This window comes from Rhodococcus coprophilus NBRC 100603 (assembly GCF_001895045.1).
Lineage (GTDB): Bacteria > Actinomycetota > Actinomycetes > Mycobacteriales > Mycobacteriaceae > Rhodococcus > Rhodococcus coprophilus.
Window position 1 is genome coordinate 34,504 of sequence record NZ_BDAM01000003.1, and the last position, 19,458, is coordinate 53,961.

At 66.4% G+C, this 19,458-nt stretch carries 19 protein-coding genes, 1 tRNA gene and 1 pseudogene; 15 read left to right on the forward strand and 6 right to left on the reverse strand.

Features of this window, described 5'->3' with window-relative positions:
• The 5 genes from RDCOP1_RS05955 to RDCOP1_RS05975 are packed head-to-tail and all read left to right on the forward strand — an operon-like array spanning window position 1 to window position 4,410.
• A complete protein-coding gene (locus RDCOP1_RS05955; protein WP_072699216.1) occupies window positions 1–996 on the forward strand; it encodes an ABC transporter permease in 996 nt (331 codons plus the stop codon).
• The gene (locus RDCOP1_RS05960) at window positions 993–2,681 is read left to right on the forward strand and encodes a dipeptide/oligopeptide/nickel ABC transporter permease/ATP-binding protein (protein ID WP_072699217.1); all 1,689 of its coding nucleotides are present in this window, start codon (window positions 993–995) and stop codon (window positions 2,679–2,681) included. Before RDCOP1_RS05955 ends, RDCOP1_RS05960 begins: the two co-directional genes overlap by 4 nt.
• A complete protein-coding gene (locus RDCOP1_RS05965; RefSeq protein WP_111731643.1) occupies window positions 2,678–3,439 on the forward strand; it encodes an ABC transporter ATP-binding protein in 762 nt (253 codons plus the stop codon). Before RDCOP1_RS05960 ends, RDCOP1_RS05965 begins: the two co-directional genes overlap by 4 nt.
• Window positions 3,440–3,477: 38 nt before the next feature.
• Window positions 3,478–3,984 (forward strand): hypothetical protein, encoded by a 507-nt coding sequence (locus RDCOP1_RS05970; protein ID WP_072699218.1) that lies wholly within the window; start codon window positions 3,478–3,480, stop codon window positions 3,982–3,984.
• A 15-nt stretch (window positions 3,985–3,999) separates the two neighbouring features.
• Window positions 4,000–4,410 carry a hypothetical protein gene (locus tag RDCOP1_RS05975; protein ID WP_072699219.1) on the forward strand — a complete coding sequence of 137 codons (411 nt, stop codon included), beginning with the start codon at window positions 4,000–4,002 and terminating at the stop codon, window positions 4,408–4,410.
• A 202-nt stretch (window positions 4,411–4,612) separates the two neighbouring features.
• Here RDCOP1_RS05975 and RDCOP1_RS05980 read toward each other — a convergent pair whose 3' ends face one another.
• The 3 genes from RDCOP1_RS05980 to RDCOP1_RS05990 all read right to left on the reverse strand — a co-directional run bounded on the left by RDCOP1_RS05980 (window position 4,613) and on the right by RDCOP1_RS05990 (window position 6,699).
• A complete protein-coding gene (locus tag RDCOP1_RS05980) occupies window positions 4,613–5,287 on the reverse strand; it encodes a hypothetical protein (protein WP_072699220.1) in 675 nt (224 codons plus the stop codon).
• Entirely contained in the window at window positions 5,284–5,898 is a 615-nt protein-coding gene (locus RDCOP1_RS05985; RefSeq protein WP_084722455.1) for a hypothetical protein, read from the reverse strand. The genes RDCOP1_RS05980 and RDCOP1_RS05985 overlap by 4 nt, the downstream gene beginning before the upstream one ends.
• Window positions 5,899–6,093: 195 nt before the next feature.
• Window positions 6,094–6,699: a TetR/AcrR family transcriptional regulator gene (locus RDCOP1_RS05990; RefSeq protein WP_072699222.1), complete on the reverse strand. Its 606-nt coding sequence runs from the start codon at window positions 6,697–6,699 to the stop codon at window positions 6,094–6,096.
• 199 nt (window positions 6,700–6,898) lie between these two features.
• Between RDCOP1_RS05990 and RDCOP1_RS05995 the strand changes: the two genes are divergently transcribed.
• From RDCOP1_RS05995 to RDCOP1_RS06010, 4 genes and pseudogenes are all read left to right on the forward strand, one after another.
• Window positions 6,899–7,663: an SGNH/GDSL hydrolase family protein gene (locus RDCOP1_RS05995; protein WP_084722501.1), complete on the forward strand. Its 765-nt coding sequence runs from the start codon at window positions 6,899–6,901 to the stop codon at window positions 7,661–7,663.
• A gap of 892 nt (window positions 7,664–8,555) precedes the next feature.
• Window positions 8,556–8,795 carry a hypothetical protein gene (locus tag RDCOP1_RS06000; protein WP_111731642.1) on the forward strand — a complete coding sequence of 80 codons (240 nt, stop codon included), beginning with the start codon at window positions 8,556–8,558 and terminating at the stop codon, window positions 8,793–8,795.
• Between the two features lie 158 nt (window positions 8,796–8,953).
• Complete coding sequence (locus tag RDCOP1_RS06005; protein ID WP_072699224.1) at window positions 8,954–9,301, forward strand: hypothetical protein; 348 nt, start codon at window positions 8,954–8,956, stop codon at window positions 9,299–9,301.
• 45 nt (window positions 9,302–9,346) lie between these two features.
• Window positions 9,347–9,556: pseudogene (locus RDCOP1_RS06010) on the forward strand (site-specific integrase); the annotation flags it as partial.
• 24 nt (window positions 9,557–9,580) lie between these two features.
• On the opposite strand, the gene RDCOP1_RS06015 reads toward RDCOP1_RS06010, so the two are convergent.
• The 3 genes from RDCOP1_RS06015 to RDCOP1_RS06025 form a co-directional block, all read right to left on the reverse strand.
• Window positions 9,581–9,655 (reverse strand) — tRNA-Val (locus RDCOP1_RS06015).
• A gap of 32 nt (window positions 9,656–9,687) precedes the next feature.
• Window positions 9,688–10,152, reverse strand: coding sequence for a peroxiredoxin (locus RDCOP1_RS06020; RefSeq protein WP_072699225.1), 465 nt, complete (start codon window positions 10,150–10,152; stop codon window positions 9,688–9,690).
• Between the two features lie 31 nt (window positions 10,153–10,183).
• A complete protein-coding gene (locus RDCOP1_RS06025; RefSeq protein WP_072699226.1) occupies window positions 10,184–10,606 on the reverse strand; it encodes a DUF3052 domain-containing protein in 423 nt (140 codons plus the stop codon).
• Window positions 10,607–10,955: 349 nt separating this feature from the next.
• Here RDCOP1_RS06025 and aceE point away from each other — a divergent pair, with 349 nt between their 5' ends.
• From aceE to RDCOP1_RS06055, 6 genes are all read left to right on the forward strand, one after another.
• Entirely contained in the window at window positions 10,956–13,805 is a 2,850-nt protein-coding gene (gene aceE / locus RDCOP1_RS06030) for a pyruvate dehydrogenase (acetyl-transferring), homodimeric type (RefSeq protein WP_072699227.1), read from the forward strand.
• Between the two features lie 61 nt (window positions 13,806–13,866).
• Window positions 13,867–15,180 carry a PucR family transcriptional regulator gene (locus RDCOP1_RS06035; RefSeq protein WP_084722457.1) on the forward strand — a complete coding sequence of 438 codons (1,314 nt, stop codon included), beginning with the start codon at window positions 13,867–13,869 and terminating at the stop codon, window positions 15,178–15,180.
• Between the two features lie 128 nt (window positions 15,181–15,308).
• Window positions 15,309–16,226: an ACP S-malonyltransferase gene (locus RDCOP1_RS06040; RefSeq protein WP_072699626.1), complete on the forward strand. Its 918-nt coding sequence runs from the start codon at window positions 15,309–15,311 to the stop codon at window positions 16,224–16,226.
• A 118-nt stretch (window positions 16,227–16,344) separates the two neighbouring features.
• A complete protein-coding gene (gene acpM / locus RDCOP1_RS06045; RefSeq protein WP_072699228.1) occupies window positions 16,345–16,620 on the forward strand; it encodes a meromycolate extension acyl carrier protein AcpM in 276 nt (91 codons plus the stop codon).
• Between the two features lie 8 nt (window positions 16,621–16,628).
• Window positions 16,629–17,870, forward strand: coding sequence for a KasA/KasB family beta-ketoacyl-ACP synthase (locus RDCOP1_RS06050; RefSeq protein ID WP_072699229.1), 1,242 nt, complete (start codon window positions 16,629–16,631; stop codon window positions 17,868–17,870).
• Between the two features lie 89 nt (window positions 17,871–17,959).
• A complete protein-coding gene (locus RDCOP1_RS06055) occupies window positions 17,960–19,393 on the forward strand; it encodes an acyl-CoA carboxylase subunit beta (RefSeq protein WP_072699230.1) in 1,434 nt (477 codons plus the stop codon).
• Window positions 19,394–19,458 lie beyond the last annotated feature (65 nt).

Consider the following 19,458-nt stretch of genomic DNA (forward strand, 5'->3'; position numbering starts at 1 on the left):
ATGACCGTCGTGCGTCGAGCAGGGCAATACGCGCTCGTGTTGTGGGCGGCGGTGACGCTGAACTTCGCGTTGCCCTACTTGGCGCCCGGCGATCCCGTCGAATACCTCTATGGAGGCGACCAGCAGGCCCTCGATCCGAAGTACATCGCGCAGATGCGCGCCGAGTACGGACTCGACCGGCCGATCCTCGAGCAATACCTTTCGTTCTGGTCCGGTCTGCTGCACGGAGATCTCGGAATCTCCGTGCAGCACAACCGGCCCGTGGTCGATGTCCTGTGGGACAAGCTGCCCTGGACGGTCGCGCTGGTGGGTATCGGCACTCTCCTGGCGTTCTGCATCGGAACCCTGCTCGGAGCCTGGGCGGCTTGGCGCCGCGGCACGGCCAAGGAAACCGGAACTGTCGTCGGCGTTCTCGTTCTCGATTCCATGCCCGGTTTCTTCATCGGAATGATCCTCATCGCGGTGTTCTCCGTGACCCTGGGATGGTTCCCGTCCTACGGGGCAGCGGCCATCACCTCCACCGGTGGGGAATGGTTGCTCGAAGTCGTCTCGCGCATGGCCCTTCCAGTCGCCACGCTCACGATCGCCGGTGTCGGCGGGTTCTTCCTCATGACCCGGGCGTCGATGGTCGGGGTGCTCGACGAGCCGTTCGTGCGCCTCGCCCGCGCGAAAGGGGCGAGCGAGTTCCGCGTCGCCGTCGGACACGCCCTGCGCAACGCCCTGTTGCCCGTCTACACCACGCTCAGCTTGACCGTCGGCGCGCTGCTATCCGGTGCGGTGGTCGTCGAGTCCGTCTTCGCCTACCCCGGGTTGGGCAAGCTCACCTTCGACGCGGTCACCGCGCGGGACTACCCGCTGCTGCAGGGCGCGTTCCTGCTCGCCACCGTCGGCATCGTCGCGGCGAACATCGTCGCCGACCTGACGTATCCCCTGCTCGACCCCCGGGTCCGCCGCGATCGGACCTCCACCACGACCCGCGAAGAGGTGACCGTGTGAGCATCATCGGCACGAAGACACGGTCGCAACGCCTCGCGCTCGCCGGGGCTGTAATCCTCGGGATCTTGCTGGTGTGCGCACTCGCCGCACCGTGGTTGTCCCCGTTCGATCCTGCCGAGCGCGCGACACGACCGTTCGCGTCGCCGTCCTGGCAGCACTGGCTCGGCGCCGACGACGTCGGGCACGACCTGTTCTCGATGCTGCTGCACGGTGCTCGCGTCTCGCTGTTCGTCGGTGTCGTCGCCGCAAGCGTCGCCACCGCGATCGGCACGCTCGTCGGTGTCGTCGCGGGGTACGCACGTGGTGTCGTCGGCACCGTGCTCATGCGTGTGGTCGACGTCGTGCTCTCGCTCCCGGTGCTGCCGCTGACGATCGTGATCGGTGTGTTCGCCGGCCCCGGTCTGCGCACCCAGATCCTGGTCATCTCCGCCGTCCTCTGGGCAGGCATGGCCCGTGAACTGCGCGCGCAGGTACTGACCCTGCGCGAACGCGACCACATCCAGGCCGAGCGCGCGATGGGAGCGAGCTCGATCCATGTGCTGCGCCGCCACATCGCACCCGCGATGCTCCCCCTCGTCGTCCCGCAATTCGTCCTCACCGTCAAGACCGCGATCCTCCTCGAAGCATCTCTGTCGTTCCTCGGCCTCGGCGACATCTCGGCGGCCAGCTGGGGGTCGATGCTGTCGATGGCACACGCGCGCAATGCGTTCCTCACCGATGCGTGGCTGTGGTGGGTCCTTCCGCCCGGCATCGCGATCGCCGTCACGGTGCTCGGGTTCGCTTTGCTCGGCAACGCGATCGAAGAGCGATCCCGACCGATTCTTCTGCCGCGCACACTTTCTCGCCGGACGCGTCTGCGCACCAACTCCGAAACGGTGACCGGCGACGTGCAGCACCCCCTGGTGATCGACGATCTCACCGTCCGCTATGGCACGGACGGACGCGGAGCGACCGGCGTGTCTTTCTCGGTCGCACCGGGCGAACTCGTCGGACTGGTCGGGGAATCGGGCAGCGGCAAGTCCACCGTCGCCGCTGCCGCAGTGGGTTTGCTGCCGCCCGCGGCGCAGATCGCGTCCGGACGCGTGATGGTGTCCGGCCGGGACGTCGCGGCCATGACGCCGGCGGAACTGCGCGCCATGCGCGGCAACCGCATCGCTCTCGTTCCGCAGGAGGCTCTCAGCGCACTGAACCCGGTGATGACCATCGGCTCCCAACTGGACGAAGCCGTCAGAGCGCACCGTTCCTGCAGCCGTGCCGACGCGCGGGCACGCACGCTCGACCTGCTGGCCCAGGTGGATCTCGGTGCCGATCGGGCCGACGCCTACCCGCACCAACTGTCCGGCGGTATGCGCCAGCGTGTCGTCATCGCGATGGCATTGGCGAACGATCCGGACGTTCTGATCGCCGACGAGCCCACCAGCGGTCTCGACGTGCTCCGCGAAGCCGAAGTGCTCGCACTGCTCGACGACCTGCGGACCCGTTATTCGCTCGCACTGCTGGTCGTCACCCACAACCTCCCGGTCATCGAGCGGATCGCCGACCGTATCGCGGTGATGAAGGACGGAGAATTGGTGGAGATCGGCCCGGTCACGCAGATCACCGGAGCACCCGAGCATCCCTACACCCGCCACCTCGTCGAGTCCGCTCCGAGGCTCCGGCCCGCGCTGCTCGAGGTCGCACGGTGAACCCGCTGCTCGACATCCGTTCGCTGTCGGTTGCGTTCGACGGTGTGCCCGCAGTGTCGGACGTGTCCCTGCGGGTCGAGGCAGGCGAATCCATCGCGCTGGTGGGCGGTTCCGGTGCCGGTAAGTCCACGGTGGCGCGGGCGGTGGCCGGGCTGGTCACCCCGACAGCCGGCAGCATCGTATTCGACGGTATCGACGTGACGACTGCTCGCGGACGGCAACGGCGCCAGGTCCGCCGCGACATGCACATGGTCTTCCAGGACCCGTACGCGTCGCTGCCACCCGGACTGCGGGTGCGGGACATCGTCGCCGAACCCATGGTGATCCACGGACTCGGTGACCGTGCCGAGCGACGAGATGCGACAGTCGCTGCTCTCGACGCCGTGCACCTGACTCCCACGGACCGGTACCTGGACCGATTTCCTCACGAGTTGTCCGGTGGCCAGCGCCAGCGAGTGGCCTTCGCGCGGGCGCTGGTGACGCGTCCGCGCCTCTTGCTCGCCGACGAACCGACCAGCGGCCTCGACGCGTCGCTCCGCATCGGGATCGTCGACCTGATGACCGAACTCGCCGGCACCGCACATCTCGCGGTCGTGCACATCACGCACGATCTGGCTCTCGCAGAGCGGAGTTGCGAGAACATCGCCGTGATGCAGGCCGGACGCATCGTGGAAACAGGTTGTGCGAAAGAGGTTCTCGCACGTCCCCGCCACGCCTACACCGCAGCGCTTGTCGCGGCGGCGTCCGGCGCCCACTGACCGAACACGGAAACAGTTGTAATACAGGAGGATCGATCATGTCTGCACTGCTCGAGGTCGTCGACAACGGAACCGTCATCGGTTTCGACATCGACGACATCATGAAGTACCACGGCCCCGGGTTTCCCGGTGGCGTCGCGCACGCCGTCAAGGTGCTCGAACGTGCCCTGCCGGTCCTGAGCCCCGATGCACCGGCCGAGCGCCGGGACATCTCGGCGGTCACCGCCCACCGCGGGCCGGGGGTCCGCGACACGTTCGAGGCCGTCACCCGTGGCGTCACGGAAGGTCGCTTCACCGTCGACTCGGCCCTGGAACGCCCCGAGCGAGGAGAGACGCTCGAGCGGTACGTATTCGAACTCACCTATCGGGGAAAGACGGTCAGGCTCGAGATCCGCGAAGGGTTCGTCACCGACGAATTCATCGCCCTCGGCCGCAAAGCCGATCGCACCGAGGACGAGGACGAGCGGCTGACCGCCCTCAAGCAGGAAATGGCGGATCGGCTCCTCGCTGCTCCGGCCACCGAGGTCTACGACATCGTCGGCTAGCCGTAGGGTGCCTCCATGCCGAGTCCCGCACGCACCGCCCTCGTTCTGCTCGCCGTTGCTGCGACGACGGTCGTCGCCTGGTTCGGGTGGCTCGGGTGGGAGGCGGGGTACCGGACGCTGCCGGACGGCACGGTCACGGGTCCGTATTCGACGGTGCAAGTCGTCGGCTGCGCCGTGACGATCGCCGGCATCGTCGTCGCGGGATGTCTCACACTGCGTTGCGCGGCGCGCACAAGCGCAGCCGTGATCGCCTGTGCGACCGTCTCCTTCGCGGCGGTATGGGCACGGGATGCGGCGTCCCGGGACGAGACCGGATTGTGGGCAGTAGGGCTGGTCTTCCTGGTGGTCGGCGCGGTTGCCGGGTTGGCCGTCGTCGCGGTACTGACCCGGCTCGTGCGGGACGCGGTCCTCCGTCGACGCGCCTGAGCGACGACAAGCCCAACCGACATGTCGGCGGTCACTGCTGCTTTTCGATCATGGGTGACAGGCGCAGGGACCACAGGAACGGAATGGGCCACGGGCACGCCAATGCGATTGTGGCTCACACCCTGAAGGAAGACGCCGCGAGCTGAGCCCGGCGCGTGGCAACATTCACGCGCCGGGCCGCTACGGTGCGGAACGCACTCCGTCAGGTGTTGTCTATCCAGCGCAGCAGCGCATACAGGAAGCGGGTCGCTCCCGGCATGAAGTTGCTGCCGTGGTGGTACATCGGGTCCAGTGTGGTCGCGATGATCCGTCCGGGGGTGGTGACGGTGTCCTCGTACAGCATCATGCCGGCGTCGCGCGGAACACCTTCGGAGTCAGGCTCTTCCGACACCAGCAGAGGCACTACGTCGGCGTCGATGTTGTAGATGCCGTGGTGGTGCCAGATCACGGCCTTCGTGGTGAGGTACTGCCAGGATTCGTGGTCGTGGCTGCGGGTCCGGATCATCGGATCCTCCTTGGTGAGCCACCACCAGAAGTTCGTCGGTCGCGGTTCCCACGTGACGCCGGGAAGCCAGGTGTGGGCGCCGCTTTCGCCAAGCGCGACCACGGTGCCACCACGCTGGGCGACGGAGTAGAACTGCGCCGCATTCTTGGCAACCAGGTCGGGGTGCAGGCGGTCGCCGACGATGACGGTGTCGTACCCGTCCAGGTCGCCGGGCAGCAGGTCCGGTAGGTAGAGAAAGTCCGGCTGGTGGGCGAGGACCGCCGGGTCCTTCATCATCTGGAGGTGAAAGTACGTGCCGCCGTGGACGATGGCGAGCGTGCGAGCGCGCTTGGGTGCGCGGTCTGAACGGGTGAACGGTTCGACGATCGTCATCGCTGCACCAACCAATCGACGAGCTGGACGGCCAGCAACGAGGAAGTATTCGGATCGTTTTTCCAGCCGAGGAGATCGTTGCCGCCGTGGGCGAGCACCTGGCCTTCTCCGAGCGGGTAGACGTAGTCGAACGGAAGAGCGTGTCGCCCGATGCGGGTCGTCACGATGGCATCTTCCGGGATCTTGTCGATGTATCCACGGCCGTAGAAGCCCGTGACACCCTTGCGGGTGCTCAGGTCGACCGGTTCGACGCCCTCCCACACCGGATGCGGGTCACCGAGGGTGATCGCCAGGTCCTTGGGTCCGGTGTAGGCGAGCTTGCGCCATACGCCAAGTCCCGGAAGGAAATCTGTGAGCACGTGGCCCATCACCGCGATCCGTCCGCCGGAGGTGACGAACTCGGTGAGCAGATCTTTGTTGCGCTCGAGGAAGATCTGGTCGGCGCCGCCGCCGATAATGAGTCCGCGGATCGCGGAGAGGTCCGTGTCGGGAAGACGGTAGATGTCGACACGTGCGAGGCGCGGATCTTCGGTGGGCCCCTCGGCGCCCATGGTGACGTGCAGAGCGGGAGCGACGACCGAGGGCAGCCCACCGTCGCGGGGGGTAGGCATGGAAACTAGAGAGGGGTCTGGTGCTGGCACAGGACTCTTCCGGTTCGGAGAGCGCGGGACGCTCGTCAGCATAGTCAGGACTAAGGTTAGGCTTTCATAATAACCAGCACGTGCGGGCAGGGCTCATCCCACCCCCGCATGCCGACAGCTTCGCGACGCGCACGCCGCGCTGTCGACGCAGCCGCGCGTCTGCCGTCAACCCAGCAGGCCTTCGACGATCGTTCGCGCGGTTGGCACCGCAGCCTCGTCGCCCAGCCGGGCCCCCGTGTTCGCCGCAGCCACGATGGCATCCAGCTGGAAGGCCAAGGCACGTGCGTCGCCTCCGGCGAGTCGGCCCTGACTCTGAGCGCGAGAGATTTCCTTCTCCAGCAGGGCGAACCAATCCCGGCGGTCGGCGTCGATCGCGTCACGAATCGGACCGGGCCGGCTGTCGAACTCCGCGGTGGTGGCGACTCGAAAACAACCGCCCGGCAGGACCGGTTCGCTGATGTAGTCGAACCAGTTGTCGACGATCGCACGCAGCCGCGCCATACCCTCCGGCTCGGCCAGCGCCGGCTTCACGACATGCTCGACGAATATCTCCCGAGCCGCACGCACCGCAGCGAGCTGCAGATTCTCCTTGGTGCCGAACAGCGTGGCGACCCCGCTCTTGCTCAGGCCCAGATCGCCGGCGAGCCGACCGAGACTCAAGCCCGTCAGACCCTCGACCGATGCCACATCGGCGGCACGGCGCGCGATCGTCGCCCGAGCGCGCGCGCCCTTGATCAACCGCTGATCCGAAATCTGCTCTATCTCAGCCACCCGCTCATTCTGGCATTGAAGTCTTGCAAAGACGAACGATCGGTCGTACTTTCATAAGAACACGCACGATCGTCCGTTCGCTTTTCCCGAGTCGGCTTCCCCGCATACACCCGCGGGCAGCCCATGACAGACCCGTACGCGCCGGGATCGCACTCGTGGCATGCGCGACCACCCCACCTCGCCCCAGGAGGGTTCTTCGATGACCGACAACGATATTCGCGACACCGAGGGACATACAGAAGCAACCGATCCGATGCTGCTGCCTCCCGCGACAGCACGGGAATTGCTGGCCGGCACACCCTGGCGCCGGTTCGCGGTGATCGGCGATTCGACCGCCGCAGGCACCGGTGATCCGTGGCCGGGATACGACGAGGTGCCGTGGGCCGACCGGCTTGCGGCAACCATGACGGCGACGCACCCGGATTTCGCCTATCTCAATACGGGCAAGATCGGCGCCACGATCGGCCAGGTCCGCGCCGAGCAGGCGCGCTCCGCCCTCGACTTCGAGCCGGACCTGGTGCACATCAGTTGCGGCGGCAACGATCTGTTCCTCTTCGACGCCGACCCTCGATCGGTCGAGCGCGACCTCGAGGAACTCTGCACCACCATCGCCACGAGCGGAGCGCAGTTGTCGATGTTCACCCTGGCCGATGCATTCACCGGTCGGCTGCGCGCACTGCGTCCCCGCTTCATTGCTTTCGCGGAGGCCGTACGACGGGTGGCCGCACGCCACGACGCGATCCTCACCGACCTGTGGGATCACCCGGCCAGATTCCGGCAGAACTGGCTGAGCCAAGACCACATCCACCTGACGATGGCCGGACACGCCGTCGTCGCGTCCGAGGTCATCAGATCACTGGCGCAGTCGCATCGAGGCACCGCGAACGGCGCTCCGTTGCCCTCGATCGATCACGCTCATCAATCACGGTCATCTAGTGCGGGTGAACCCATACGGCGCTTGTGAACTCGGGTCTCGTCGGTTCACATTCCGGCTGGCCTGCATACGACCCCGAGCGTTTCACAGAGGCGGAGGACGTCGCGTCGATATCTCCTGCAGTGAAACTGGGCACTAAGAACGGGTGCCGTCCCTCGTCGACTATCGCACCGGCCACCCGATGACCTCACCGCGTCGCGCGACAGCTTCTGCGGGACCCCTCACCTGAGCCCTCCGAAGGCACAGGAACTCAATCGTCGACCGCCACAACCTCGCCCTGCATGCGACGCCCTGCTCTCGGCGACAAGCCGGCGACCCTGCACAACCACGCGACACCGTTATCGCCCTCGACGTGACTCTTATGGTTGTCTGGATCTAATTCGGTGATACGCCGCCAATACCATCTGACCGATCGGAGTAGAGCAGTATGGATCCTGAGGTCCCTGACCCCCGCGAGCCGCATTCTCCTCAACAAAGCCCGGACCCACGCACCCGCACGATCTGGATGCTGGGGACCGCTGTAGCGGTGTTGGCCGGTGTGCTCATCGTGGTGCTCAGCCTGTTCCTGCTCCGCAGTCAAGACCGCGCCTCCGAGACCGCGGCAACTCCCCGAGCCGGGGGCGGCGAGGCCAGTACGACACAGGTGGTGCCCGCCCCACTCGACGGCGCTCGAGCGACTACCCCGCTACCCGCGGCGACCGGACCCACCACCTCTACGCCGGTGACGGAAGAGGCATCGCCGGAAGACAATCGATCGGAGTGGCCTGGGCCGAACTCTGTGGGACTCGCGCCGTCACCGGAGTTTCCGACTTCACTGCCACGGTGGACTTCGACGAGGTCATGGACTGTGCTGCCCCGCTACTTCACCGACTCGCCATGGGCGAAAGCTCCTGGCCCGGACTATGCAGCTTTCCCCGCCACGATGAACGGTTGCGACTCGAGCCGGTTCCTGGTGCGTTGGCGAGCCGTCAACGACAACAGCCAGCTCGTCGCTACCTACGTCGATGCCGTCGGCACGCCGGGGATGCAGGTCACCGGAAACGCCGGCTGGATGGACCTCGACCAGTGCCACACCCCCGCATTCCAGCTCCTCGAGAACGCCGACGGATCGACCCTTACCGATGTGACGATCACAGTCCAGCAATACATGCCGGCTCCCTGAGCCCTGTCACATAAGAGCGGAGGGGCAGGTGCTCAGTGTTGCAGTTCGGCGACGAGGCTCGGTGCCGCTGCAGACAGCTTCATCAGACACAAACCCGAGTGCGCAAGCTCGGCGCGACAGCGGAGGAAGAACCACTTCAATCCTCGAGCAGGCAGTCCGTGGCGTATGCGACCGATGAGTTGATGGCCCTGGTCGGTTCCCATATCGATGTCTCGGAAGGTCGAGCGCTCGAGGCACGCTCCGAGACGATCGTGCTCCGCGACAGCGGCGGCAAAAAGCTGCTCGACTACCTCGACACCATCGCGACCGAGGCGATGCGGCGCGACGTCCTGCGGATCAATGAGAGCCTTACCGACCTACGAATCCTTCACCGCGGTCGGAGGCTGCGCACGCCGATCATTCGCCGAATCTTCAACGGCTCGTTCGAGCGTGGGGCCGACTGTACTTCCAGGGCACATCGATTCAGAACATGTGCGCCGACGACCGGCTCGACCTCGAGGTCGTAGTGGAGGGGGACTGCGCCCAGTGGTGGAGATCGATTACCGCGCACGAGCCTGGCGGTCTCCGCGGGAGTCAATGTGAAGGCGTTGCAACGGATGCTCGGGCACGCGAGCGCTGCGATGACTCTCGACACCTACGCCGACCTCTTCGATGAGGATCTTGATGCGGTGGCCAATGCCCTTTCGGAAGCTCGAGCGAAAGCCAGTGTGGGCAAAATGTGGGCAAAGAACGCATCAAACAGGCGAGCAGGAAAGCCCTGACCAGGACTTTCACCGCCACCTACATGGTGGGCGCGGAGGGTTTCGAACCCCCGACCGCTGGTGTGTAAAACCAGAGCTCTACCACTGAGCTACACGCCCGAAAGTCGGCGGCCGAAGCCGCCGACGTCGCATCAGGACTCTAGCGCGGCGAGCGCTCTGACCCAAGCTCCCTGGTCACGGGGCTCTCCGGGCTGGTTCTCCTCAGCGAATTGCACGATGCCGGCCTTGTCGATAACGAAGGTGCCGCGATTCGCGAACCCGAACTTGTCGTTGAAGACGCCGTACGCCTGAGCCACTTCACCGTGCGGCCAGAAATCCGACAGCAGGGGGAACAGGTATCCCTGCTCGGCCGCCCAGATCTTGTGCGTGGGCGACGGCCCGACCGACACCGCGAGGATCGCGGTGTCGTCGTTGTCGAAGGTCGGCAGGTCGTCGCGCACCGCGCACAACTCGCCCTGGCATACGCCCGTGAACGCGAGGGGGTAGAAGATCAGCAGAACGTTCTTCTTGCCCCGGAAGCTCGAGAGAGAGACTTCCTGGTTGTTCTGATCCTTGAGGGTGAAGTCGGGCGCCTCGGTGCCCACTGCGATCGCCATGCGGTACTGGTCCTTCGTTCGGGAGAGCCGGTCAGCGACGCGGACGGCCGGTCTTCGGCTGCACGAGACGGCTACCGATCCAGTCCCCGAGGTTCGCCGCCGAGGTCTGGGTCAATCCGGCGGTGGTGGCGGACTCGGCGATCTCACTGGGCTCGACGTGGTCGACGCGACCGTTCTTCGGGGTCAGGACCCAGACGACACCGTCGTCGGCAAGAGGGCTCACCGCATCCATCAGCGTGTCCACCAGGTCACCGTCGCTCTCGCGCCACCACAGCAGCACGACATCGACGACTTCGTCGGACTCTTCGTCGAGGAGCTCGGTTCCGGTGATCTCTTCGATCGCCGACCTCAGCTCGTCGTCGGTGTCCTCGTCCCACCCGAGTTCCTGCACCACATGGTCGTGAGTGATACCGAGCTTGGAAACGTAGTTCTTGGCATCCGCCGCGGCGACCACGGTGGCTCCTCCTAACGGTAGTGGTGCGCGAATCGCTTCGGCGTACCGGTGTGTGACGATCAATGGTCAAAGCGAACATGGTCGGGAGGCTCAACGCAACCCGAATCGCTGGGAAACAGCAAGAATCTTTCCCCGGACGCTACGCGGTCACCGCCGGATACCCGCGGTGCGGTGCCGCAGCACACACTCTCGCAGGTCCCGATCAGAGGGCATCTCGCCTCTTCCGCCACAAGATGGGGGAGAATGAGACCAGCATCATGTTCAGATGTCGATTGGGCCGGCCCCCACAAGAGCCGACCTTCTGAATGGGCGCCCCACCTGCGCGCTCTACCACGATGAGGAGCAGACGTTGACAGACCTGATCCACGGACCCGACTCGCAAAAGGACGCCGCACAAGGCTCCGCGGGTAAGGGCCCCTCGAATGAAACGGCATCGACCAAGGACAACCGTGTCCGGGTCATCCGCGAGGGCGTGGCTTCCTACCTGCCCGACATCGATCCGGCAGAAACCGACGAATGGCTCGAATCGTTCGACGGCATGCTCGAAGCTGCGGGTCCGACCCGCGCCCGTTACCTGCTGCTCCGCATGCTGGAGCGCGCGAACGAGCGCAAGGTGTCGCTCCCGGCATTGACGTCCACCGACTACGTCAACACCATCCCGACCGAGAACGAACCGTGGTTCCCCGGTGACGAAGAGGTCGAGCGCCGCTTCCGCGCATACATCCGCTGGAACGCCGCGATCATGGTCACCCGTGCGCAGCGCCCCGGTGTCGGCGTCGGTGGCCACATCTCCACCTATGCGTCGTCCGCTGCCCTCTACGAGGTGGGCTTCAACCACTTCTTCCGCGGCAAGGACCATCCCGGCGGCGGCGACCAGGTCTTCATCCAGGGCCACGCCTCCCCCGGCATCTATGCCCGCGCGTACCTCGAGGGCCGCATCCCCGCGGAACAGCTCGACGGGTTCCGCCAGGAGCACAGCCATGCCACGAAGGGCGGCGGTCTGCCGTCGTACCCGCACCCGCGCCTGCTTCCGAACTTCTGGGAGTTCCCCACGGTCTCCATGGGTCTCGGACCCATGAACGCCATCTATCAGGCCAGGTTCAACCATTACCTGCACGATCGCGGCATCAAGGACACGTCGGACCAGCACGTGTGGGCGTTCCTCGGTGACGGCGAGATGGACGAGCCGGAGTCGCGTGGTCTGGCGCACGTCGCGGCGACCGAGGGTCTCGACAACCTCACCTTCGTGATCAACTGCAACCTGCAGCGTCTCGACGGGCCCGTCCGCGGCAACGGCAAGATCATCCAGGAACTCGAGTCGTTCTTCCGCGGTGCCGGTTGGAACGTCATCAAGGTCGTGTGGGGTCGCGAGTGGGATTCCCTGCTCCACGCAGACAAAGACGGTGCGCTCGTCAACCTGATGAACGTCACCCCGGACGGCGACTACCAGACGTACAAGGCGAACGACGGCGCGTTCGTCCGCGAGCACTTCTTCGGCCGCGACCCCCGGACGAAGGAACTGGTCAAGAATCTCAGCGACCAGGAGATCTGGAACCTCAAGCGCGGTGGCCACGACTACCGCAAGATCCACGCCGCCTACCGGGCCGCGATGGAGCACAAGGGCCAGCCCACAGTGATCCTCGCCCACACCATCAAGGGCTACACCCTGGGTAAGCACTTCGAGGGCCGCAACGCGACCCACCAGATGAAGAAGCTCACCCTCGAGGATCTCAAGTACTTCCGCGATATCCAGCGCATCCCCATCTCGGACGCCGAGCTCGAGAAGAACCCGAAGATGCCGCCGTACTACCACCCCGGCTTCGATGCCCCCGAAATCGAGTACATGCTCGAGCGCCGTCGCGCGCTGGGAGGCTTCCTGCCGGAACGTCGCGCCACCGCCAAGCCGCTCGCACTGCCACCGGAGAAGACGTACGACGTGGTCCGCAAGGGGTCGGGCAAGCAGGAAGTCGCCACCACCATGGCTGCGGTGCGTGTGCTCAAGGAACTGTTGCGCGACAAGGAGATCGGCAAGCGCATCGTGCCGATCATCCCCGACGAGGCTCGCACGTTCGGTATGGACTCGTGGTTCCCGTCGCTGAAGATCTACAACCGCAACGGCCAGTTGTACACGTCCGTCGACGCCGAACTGATGCTCGCCTACAAGGAGAGTTCTGTCGGCCAGATCCTGCATGAAGGGATCAACGAAGCGGGCTCGACCGCGTCGTTCACCGCGGTCGGTACGTCGTATGCCACTCACGGCGAGCCGATGATCCCCGTCTACATCTTCTATTCGATGTTCGGGTTCCAGCGCACCGGCGACGGCCTGTGGGCCGCCGCGGACCAGATGGCCCGCGGATTCCTGCTCGGCGCGACCGCCGGCCGCACCACGCTCACCGGTGAGGGACTGCAGCACGCCGACGGGCACTCGCTGCTCCTCGCGTCGACCAACCCGGCTGTGGTGACATACGACCCCGCCTTCTCCTACGAGATCGCGCACATCTTCCGCGACGGTCTTCGCCGGATGTACGGCGGAACCGAGGGCGAAGACGGATTCGGTGGAGAGAACATCTTCTACTACATCACCGTCTACAACGAGCCGTACGCACAGCCGGCCGAACCCGAAAACCTCGACGTGGAGGGACTGCTCAAGGGCCTGTACCTGTACAAGCCGGGTCCGCAGTCCGGCCCGAAGGCGCAGATCCTCGTCTCCGGCGTGATCATGACGGAGGCCCTGCGCGCACAGCAACTGCTCGAAGAGGAGTGGGGCGTGTCGGCCGACCTGTGGTCGGTCACCTCGTGGGGCGAACTCCGCCGCGACGGCGTCGAGTGCGACCGTCAGGCTCTGCTCGATCCGGGCGCCGAACCGAAGGTTCCGTACGTCGCATCGGTGCTCAACGACGCCGCCGGACCGTTCGTCGCCGTGTCCGACTGGATGCGCGCGGTGCCCGATCAGATCCGCAAGTGGGTGCCGGGCGACTACACCGTCCTCGGCGCCGACGGGTTCGGGTTCTCCGACACCCGCCCGGCCGCACGCCGGGTGTTCAACATCGATGCCGAGTCCACGGTGGTCGCGGTGCTCGAAGCGCTCGGCCGCGAGGGCACGATCGATCGTGCACGCGCCGTCGAGGCGGCGAAGATGTACCGGATCGACGACGTGACCGCGGCTCCCGAGCAGACCTCGGACCCGGGCGTCGCCTGATCGCGGCAGCTCATGCGGTTCGGTCACGGTGACCGGGTGATCCCCGGGTAGGTTCGTTGGCATGGTCGACGAGCCCTCATCGGGTCCGAAATCGCGGGTACCGGGCGTCCCATCGGGGCGCCCGGTACCGCCTGCGCGGCCCGACCGCGCACCCCTGCCCGACGCGCTCCTGCGTCGCGTCAAGCAGTTCTCGGGGCGTATGTCCACCGAGGCCGTGCACGTCCTGCAGGAACAACTGCCTTTCTTCTCCGACCTCGACGCCTCACAGCGCGCGACGGTTCAGCTGGTGATCCAGACGTCGGTGGTGGACTTCCTCGAATGGGTGCGCAACCCCGACAACGATCCGAGGTTCAGCCTCGACGCGTTCCAGATGATCCCTCAGGATCTGGCGAACCGTCTGACACTTCTCCAGACGGTCGACATGGTGCGGGCGGCCATGGAGTTCTTCGAGCAGTGGCTGCCTGCTCTGGCGCGGAACGAGGAGCAACTTGTCGCGCTGACCGAGGCCATCCTGCGCTACGGCCGCGAGCTGGGCTTCGCGGCGGCGGCGGTGTACGCGACGGCAGCCGAGTCCCGCGGCGCGTGGGATACCCGGCTCGAGGCGCTGGTCGTCGACGCGGTGGTGCGCGGTGACACAGGTGCCGACATGCAGTCGCGGGCCGCGACCCTCAATTGGGTCGCCACGGCTCCCGCGACGGTCGTGGTGGGCACGCCCCCGCCCGAAGAGGGTGTGTCGGTGGTGACGACGGTCCATACGATCGCGCAGCGACACGGGCGTGCTGCGCTCGCCGTGGTGCAGGGTGAGCGTCTGGTGATGGTCGTCAGCGGCGATCTGCACGGCACGACCGAGGCTGCGGGTTTTCTCGAAGAACTGATGCGGGCGTTTTCGGACGATCCCGTGGTGATCGGTCCGACTACCGCCACCCTCGGTGCGGCCCACGTCTCCGCTGTCGAAGCACTGGCAGGCATGGAAGCGGTCGGCGGCTGGCCCGGTGCGCCCCGACCGGTCCACGCGGCCGAACTCCTACCCGAGCGGGCGCTGCTGGGCGATCCGGCGGCGATCACCGCGCTCGACGACTACATCGTCGCGCCTCTCGCGGCGGCCGGATCGGCACTCGCGGACACTCTCGACGCGTATCTCGACAGCGGAGGAGCGGTCGAGGCGTGTGCAAGGAAGCTGTTTGTTCATCCAAATACCGTGCGGTATCGGCTCAAGCGGATCACAGAAGTCACCGGTCGGGATCCCACAAATCCGCGCGATGCGTACGTGTTGCGCATCGCGGCAACGGTAGGTCGTCTGGCTCGAAGCCATAACGAACTGAAATCTCCAGCACCACCGGTCACACGGTTCACAATCCGCGAATCGGACATGTAACACGGCGGGATGCTCGACCGATGGCGGACGACGACGTGGGAATTTGTAAGAACCCTACAAATCCTGGCGCGACCTTTCATTCCCACCGACATCTCGCAAGGGTGCTCACAGGGTGTTCGCTGATCTTCGTGATTGCGCTGCTTGCCCCCGGCCAGGGATCCCAGACACCCGGCATGCTTGCTCCGTGGCTGGAGCAGGCCGGTGCTGCCGACCGCATAGCGCTGTGGTCGAAGGCTTCCGGTCTCGACCTCGAGCGCCTCGGCACCGTCGCCACCGCAGACGAGATCACCGATACCTCCGTCACCCAGCCACTGGTGGTGGCGACCGCGCTGCTCGCCTTCGAAGAACTCGAGCGGCTGGGCCTCGTGCCCGCAGACGTGATCGTCGCGGGCCACTCGGTCGGCGAACTGGCCGCCGCCGCAATGGCAGGAGTCATCAGCACCGACGAGGCCGTGAGCCTGGCGGCGATTCGCGGCCGCGAAATGGCGAAGGCGTGCGCCCTCGAACCCACCGGCATGTCCGCAGTGCTCGGCGGCGCAGAGGACGAGGTGCTCGCGCGCCTCGAAGAACTCGACCTGACGCCGGCCAACATGAACGCGGCCGGCCAGATCGTTGCTGCCGGACGTCTCGACGCGCTCGCGGCACTCGCCGCGGACGCGCCCGCCAAGGCTCGTGTCCGCGCCCTGCCGGTCGCAGGCGCGTTCCACACCCGGTTCATGGCCCCCGCGCAGGATGCGGTGGCCGCTGCCGCGGCGAAGATCGCCCCGAGCGATCCCACCCGCACCCTGTTGTCCAACTTCGACGGTGCACCGGCCACCTCGGGCGCCGAGGCGCTCGAGCGGCTCGCGGCGCAGGTCACCCGCCCTGTGCGGTGGGACCTGTGCACGGCACACCTGCGTTCCGCCCCGGTTTCGACCGTGGTGGAACTTCCCCCCGCCGGCACGCTCGTGGGCATCGCCAAGCGCGAGATGCGCGGCACGCCCACCGCGGCCCTCAAAACACCCGCGGATATCTCCGCTCTGGCCGAAACACTCGAACTCGGTTAGGTTGCTGCGCGCATCCGTCGCGTAGCACGGGCACATCCCGGGAACATTCCGGGCCCGGCCGGAAACATTCGGCCGGTTTCACACGACATAGTCGGTACATCACGAAGGGAGCCACGACGTGGCCACTCAGGAAGAAATCATCGCCGGTCTCGCGGAGATCATCGAAGAAGTCACCGGCATCGAGCCCTCCGAGGTGACCGTCGACAAGTCCTTCGTCGACGACCTCGACATCGACTCGCTGTCCATGGTCGAGATCGCTGTGCAGACCGAGGACAAGTACGGCGTGAAGATCCCCGACGAGGATCTCGCCAGCCTGCGCACCGTCGGCGACGCCGTGAACTACATCCAGAAGCTCGAGGCCGAGGGCGTTCAGGCCACGAACGACAACGAGTGAGCTCAACCGTGACCTCCCCTTCTCCTCGGACGTTGCGCAACGTCGTCGTCACGAGCCTTGCGGCTTCGACGTCGATCGCCGGCGATGTGGATGCCAGCTGGAAGGCACTGCTGGCCGGTGAGAGTGGGATCGGAGTGCTCGACGGCTTCGTCGACGAATTCGACCTGCCGGTCCGTATCGGCGGCAAGCTGAAGGTGAGTCCCGACGAGTTTCTGAGCCGGGTCGAGGTCCGGCGGATGAGCTTCGCCGAGCGCCTCGCCCTCACTCTCGGCCGCACGGTGTGGGAGAACGCCGGTAGCCCGGAGGTCGACAAGGACCGGCTCGCCGTCGTCATCGGCACCGGACTCGGCGGCGGCGAGACGCTCATCGACTCGGTCGACAAGCTGCGCAGCGGCGGCTACCGCAAGGTGTCGCCGTTCGCGGTGCAGATGATCATGCCGAACGGCCCGGCGGCCACGGTGGGCCTCGAACTCGGCGCACGCGCCGGTGTCATCACGCCGGTCTCGGCATGCTCGTCCGGCTCCGAGGCGATCGCCAACGCGTTCCGCATGATCTCGAACGGTGACGCCGACATCGCTGTCACCGGCGGTGTCGAGAGTCAGCTCGAGGCGGTCGGTCTCGCGAGCTTCGCAATGATGCGGGCGTTGAGCACTCGCAACGACGATCCCCAGGGTGCGTCGCGGCCGTTCGACAAGGACCGGGACGGATTCGTCTTCGGCGAGGCCGGGGCCTTGATGGTCCTCGAGTCCGAAGAACACGCCAAGGCGCGTGGGGCGACCATCCACGCCCGGATCCTCGGCGCGGGTATCACCTCCGACGGCTACCACATCGTGGCGCCGCATCCGGAAGGCACAGGCGCGGCCCGCGCGATGACGCGGGCGATCGAAAGTGCCGGCCTCACCAAGGCCGACATCGGGCACGTCAACGCACACGCGACGGCCACTCCCATCGGCGACATCGCCGAGGCGAGGGCGATCAACGCCGCTGTGGGCAACCATGCAGCGATCTACGCCCCGAAGTCCGCACTCGGACATTCGATCGGCGCTGTCGGTGCGCTCGAAGCAGTACTCACGGTCCTGAGTCTGCGTGACGGAGTCGTTCCGCCCACGCTGAATCTCGAGAACCAGGATCCAGAGATCGACCTCGACGTGGTCAAGGGCGAAGCCCGCTACGGACAGATCGATTTCGCGCTGAACAACTCGTTCGGTTTCGGTGGGCACAACGTGGCACTCGCGTTCGGTCGGGCCTGAGCCGACACGCTCATCCCACCGTTGCGGTGGAGGCTCCCCGGAGCCTCCACCGCAGCCCACCACCACCGCGCTCGACCGAGGAGCACTCGATGACCATCCTGGATCCGGCAAAACAACGCGGTCTCGCGGCGGATCCGCGCGATCCCCTGCGCCGACTCGAGGCACTCTTCGACTCGGGCAGCACGGAATTGCTCCATCCCCGCGACAAGTCGGGCGTTCTCGCCGCGATCGGATCCATCGACGGAGTGCGCACGGTCGCCTACTGCTCCGACGCGACCGTCATGGGTGGCGCGATGGGCGTCGAGGGTTGCAGGCACATCGTCGCGGCCATCGATACCGCCCTCGAACTCGAGGCCCCCATCATCGGGCTCTTCCACTCCGGTGGAGCCCGCCTCGCAGAGGGTGTCGAAGCCCTGCACGCCGTCGGCCTCGTCTTCGAGGCGATGGTGCGTGCATCCGGCACCATCCCCCAGATCTCCGTCGTCCTCGGGTTCGCCGCGGGCGGTGCGGCCTACGGCCCCGCCCTCACCGACATCGTGATCATGGCCCCCGAAGGACGCGTGTTCGTCACCGGCCCCGACGTGGTGCGCAGCGTCACCGGCGAGCAGGTGGACATGGAGTCCCTCGGCGGACCGGACACCCACACCAAGAAGTCGGGTGTCGCCCACATCGCCGCCCACGACGAGGACGACGCTCTGTATCGCGCGCGACGCCTGGTGTCGATGCTCGCCGAGCAGGGTGAGTTCGACGTCGCTGCCGCCGCTCTCGGCGACACCGACTTGCGCGCGCTCATGCCGGAATCGCCGCGCCGCGCCTACGACGTGCGTCCGATCGTCCACGAGTTGCTCGACAACGTCGAAGGCGACTCCAGCTTCGAGGAACTCCAGGGCGGGTGGGCCCGCAACATCGTCACCGGTTTCGGCCGTCTCGGTGGCCGCACCGTCGGCGTCATCGCCAACAATCCCCTTCGTCTCGGCGGGTGCCTGAATTCCGAGAGTGCGGAGAAAGCCGCACGTTTCGTGCGCATGTGCAATGCCTTCGGTGTTCCGCTCGTGGTGATCGTCGACGTACCCGGCTATCTTCCCGGCGTCAGCCAGGAGTGGGAAGGCGTCGTGCGGCGAGGCGCGAAACTGCTCCACGCCTTCGCCGAGGCCCGCGTTCCGCGCGTGACCCTCGTGACCCGCAAGATCTACGGCGGCGCGTACATCGCGATGAACTCGCGTGCTCTCGGGGCGACAGCGGTGTTCGCGTGGCCCGAGTCCGAGGTCGCGGTGATGGGAGCGAAGGCCGCCGTCGGGATCCTGCACAAACGCGCTCTGGCCGCGGCACCGGAGGAGGAGCGCGAAGCTCTCCACGACCGGCTCGCGTCCGAGCACGAGGCCATCGCGGGAGGCGTCGGGCGGGCCATCTCGATCGGTGTGGTCGACGAGATGATCGACCCGGCGCAGACACGCAGCACTCTCGCGGCCGCACTGGCCGCAGCGCCCGCGACACGTGGGCGCCACAAGAACATCCCGTTGTGACGGGCTGACCGGCCCTTCCATCGACGACGCCGGCGCCGCCACCTTTCCTCAAAGGTGGCGGCGCC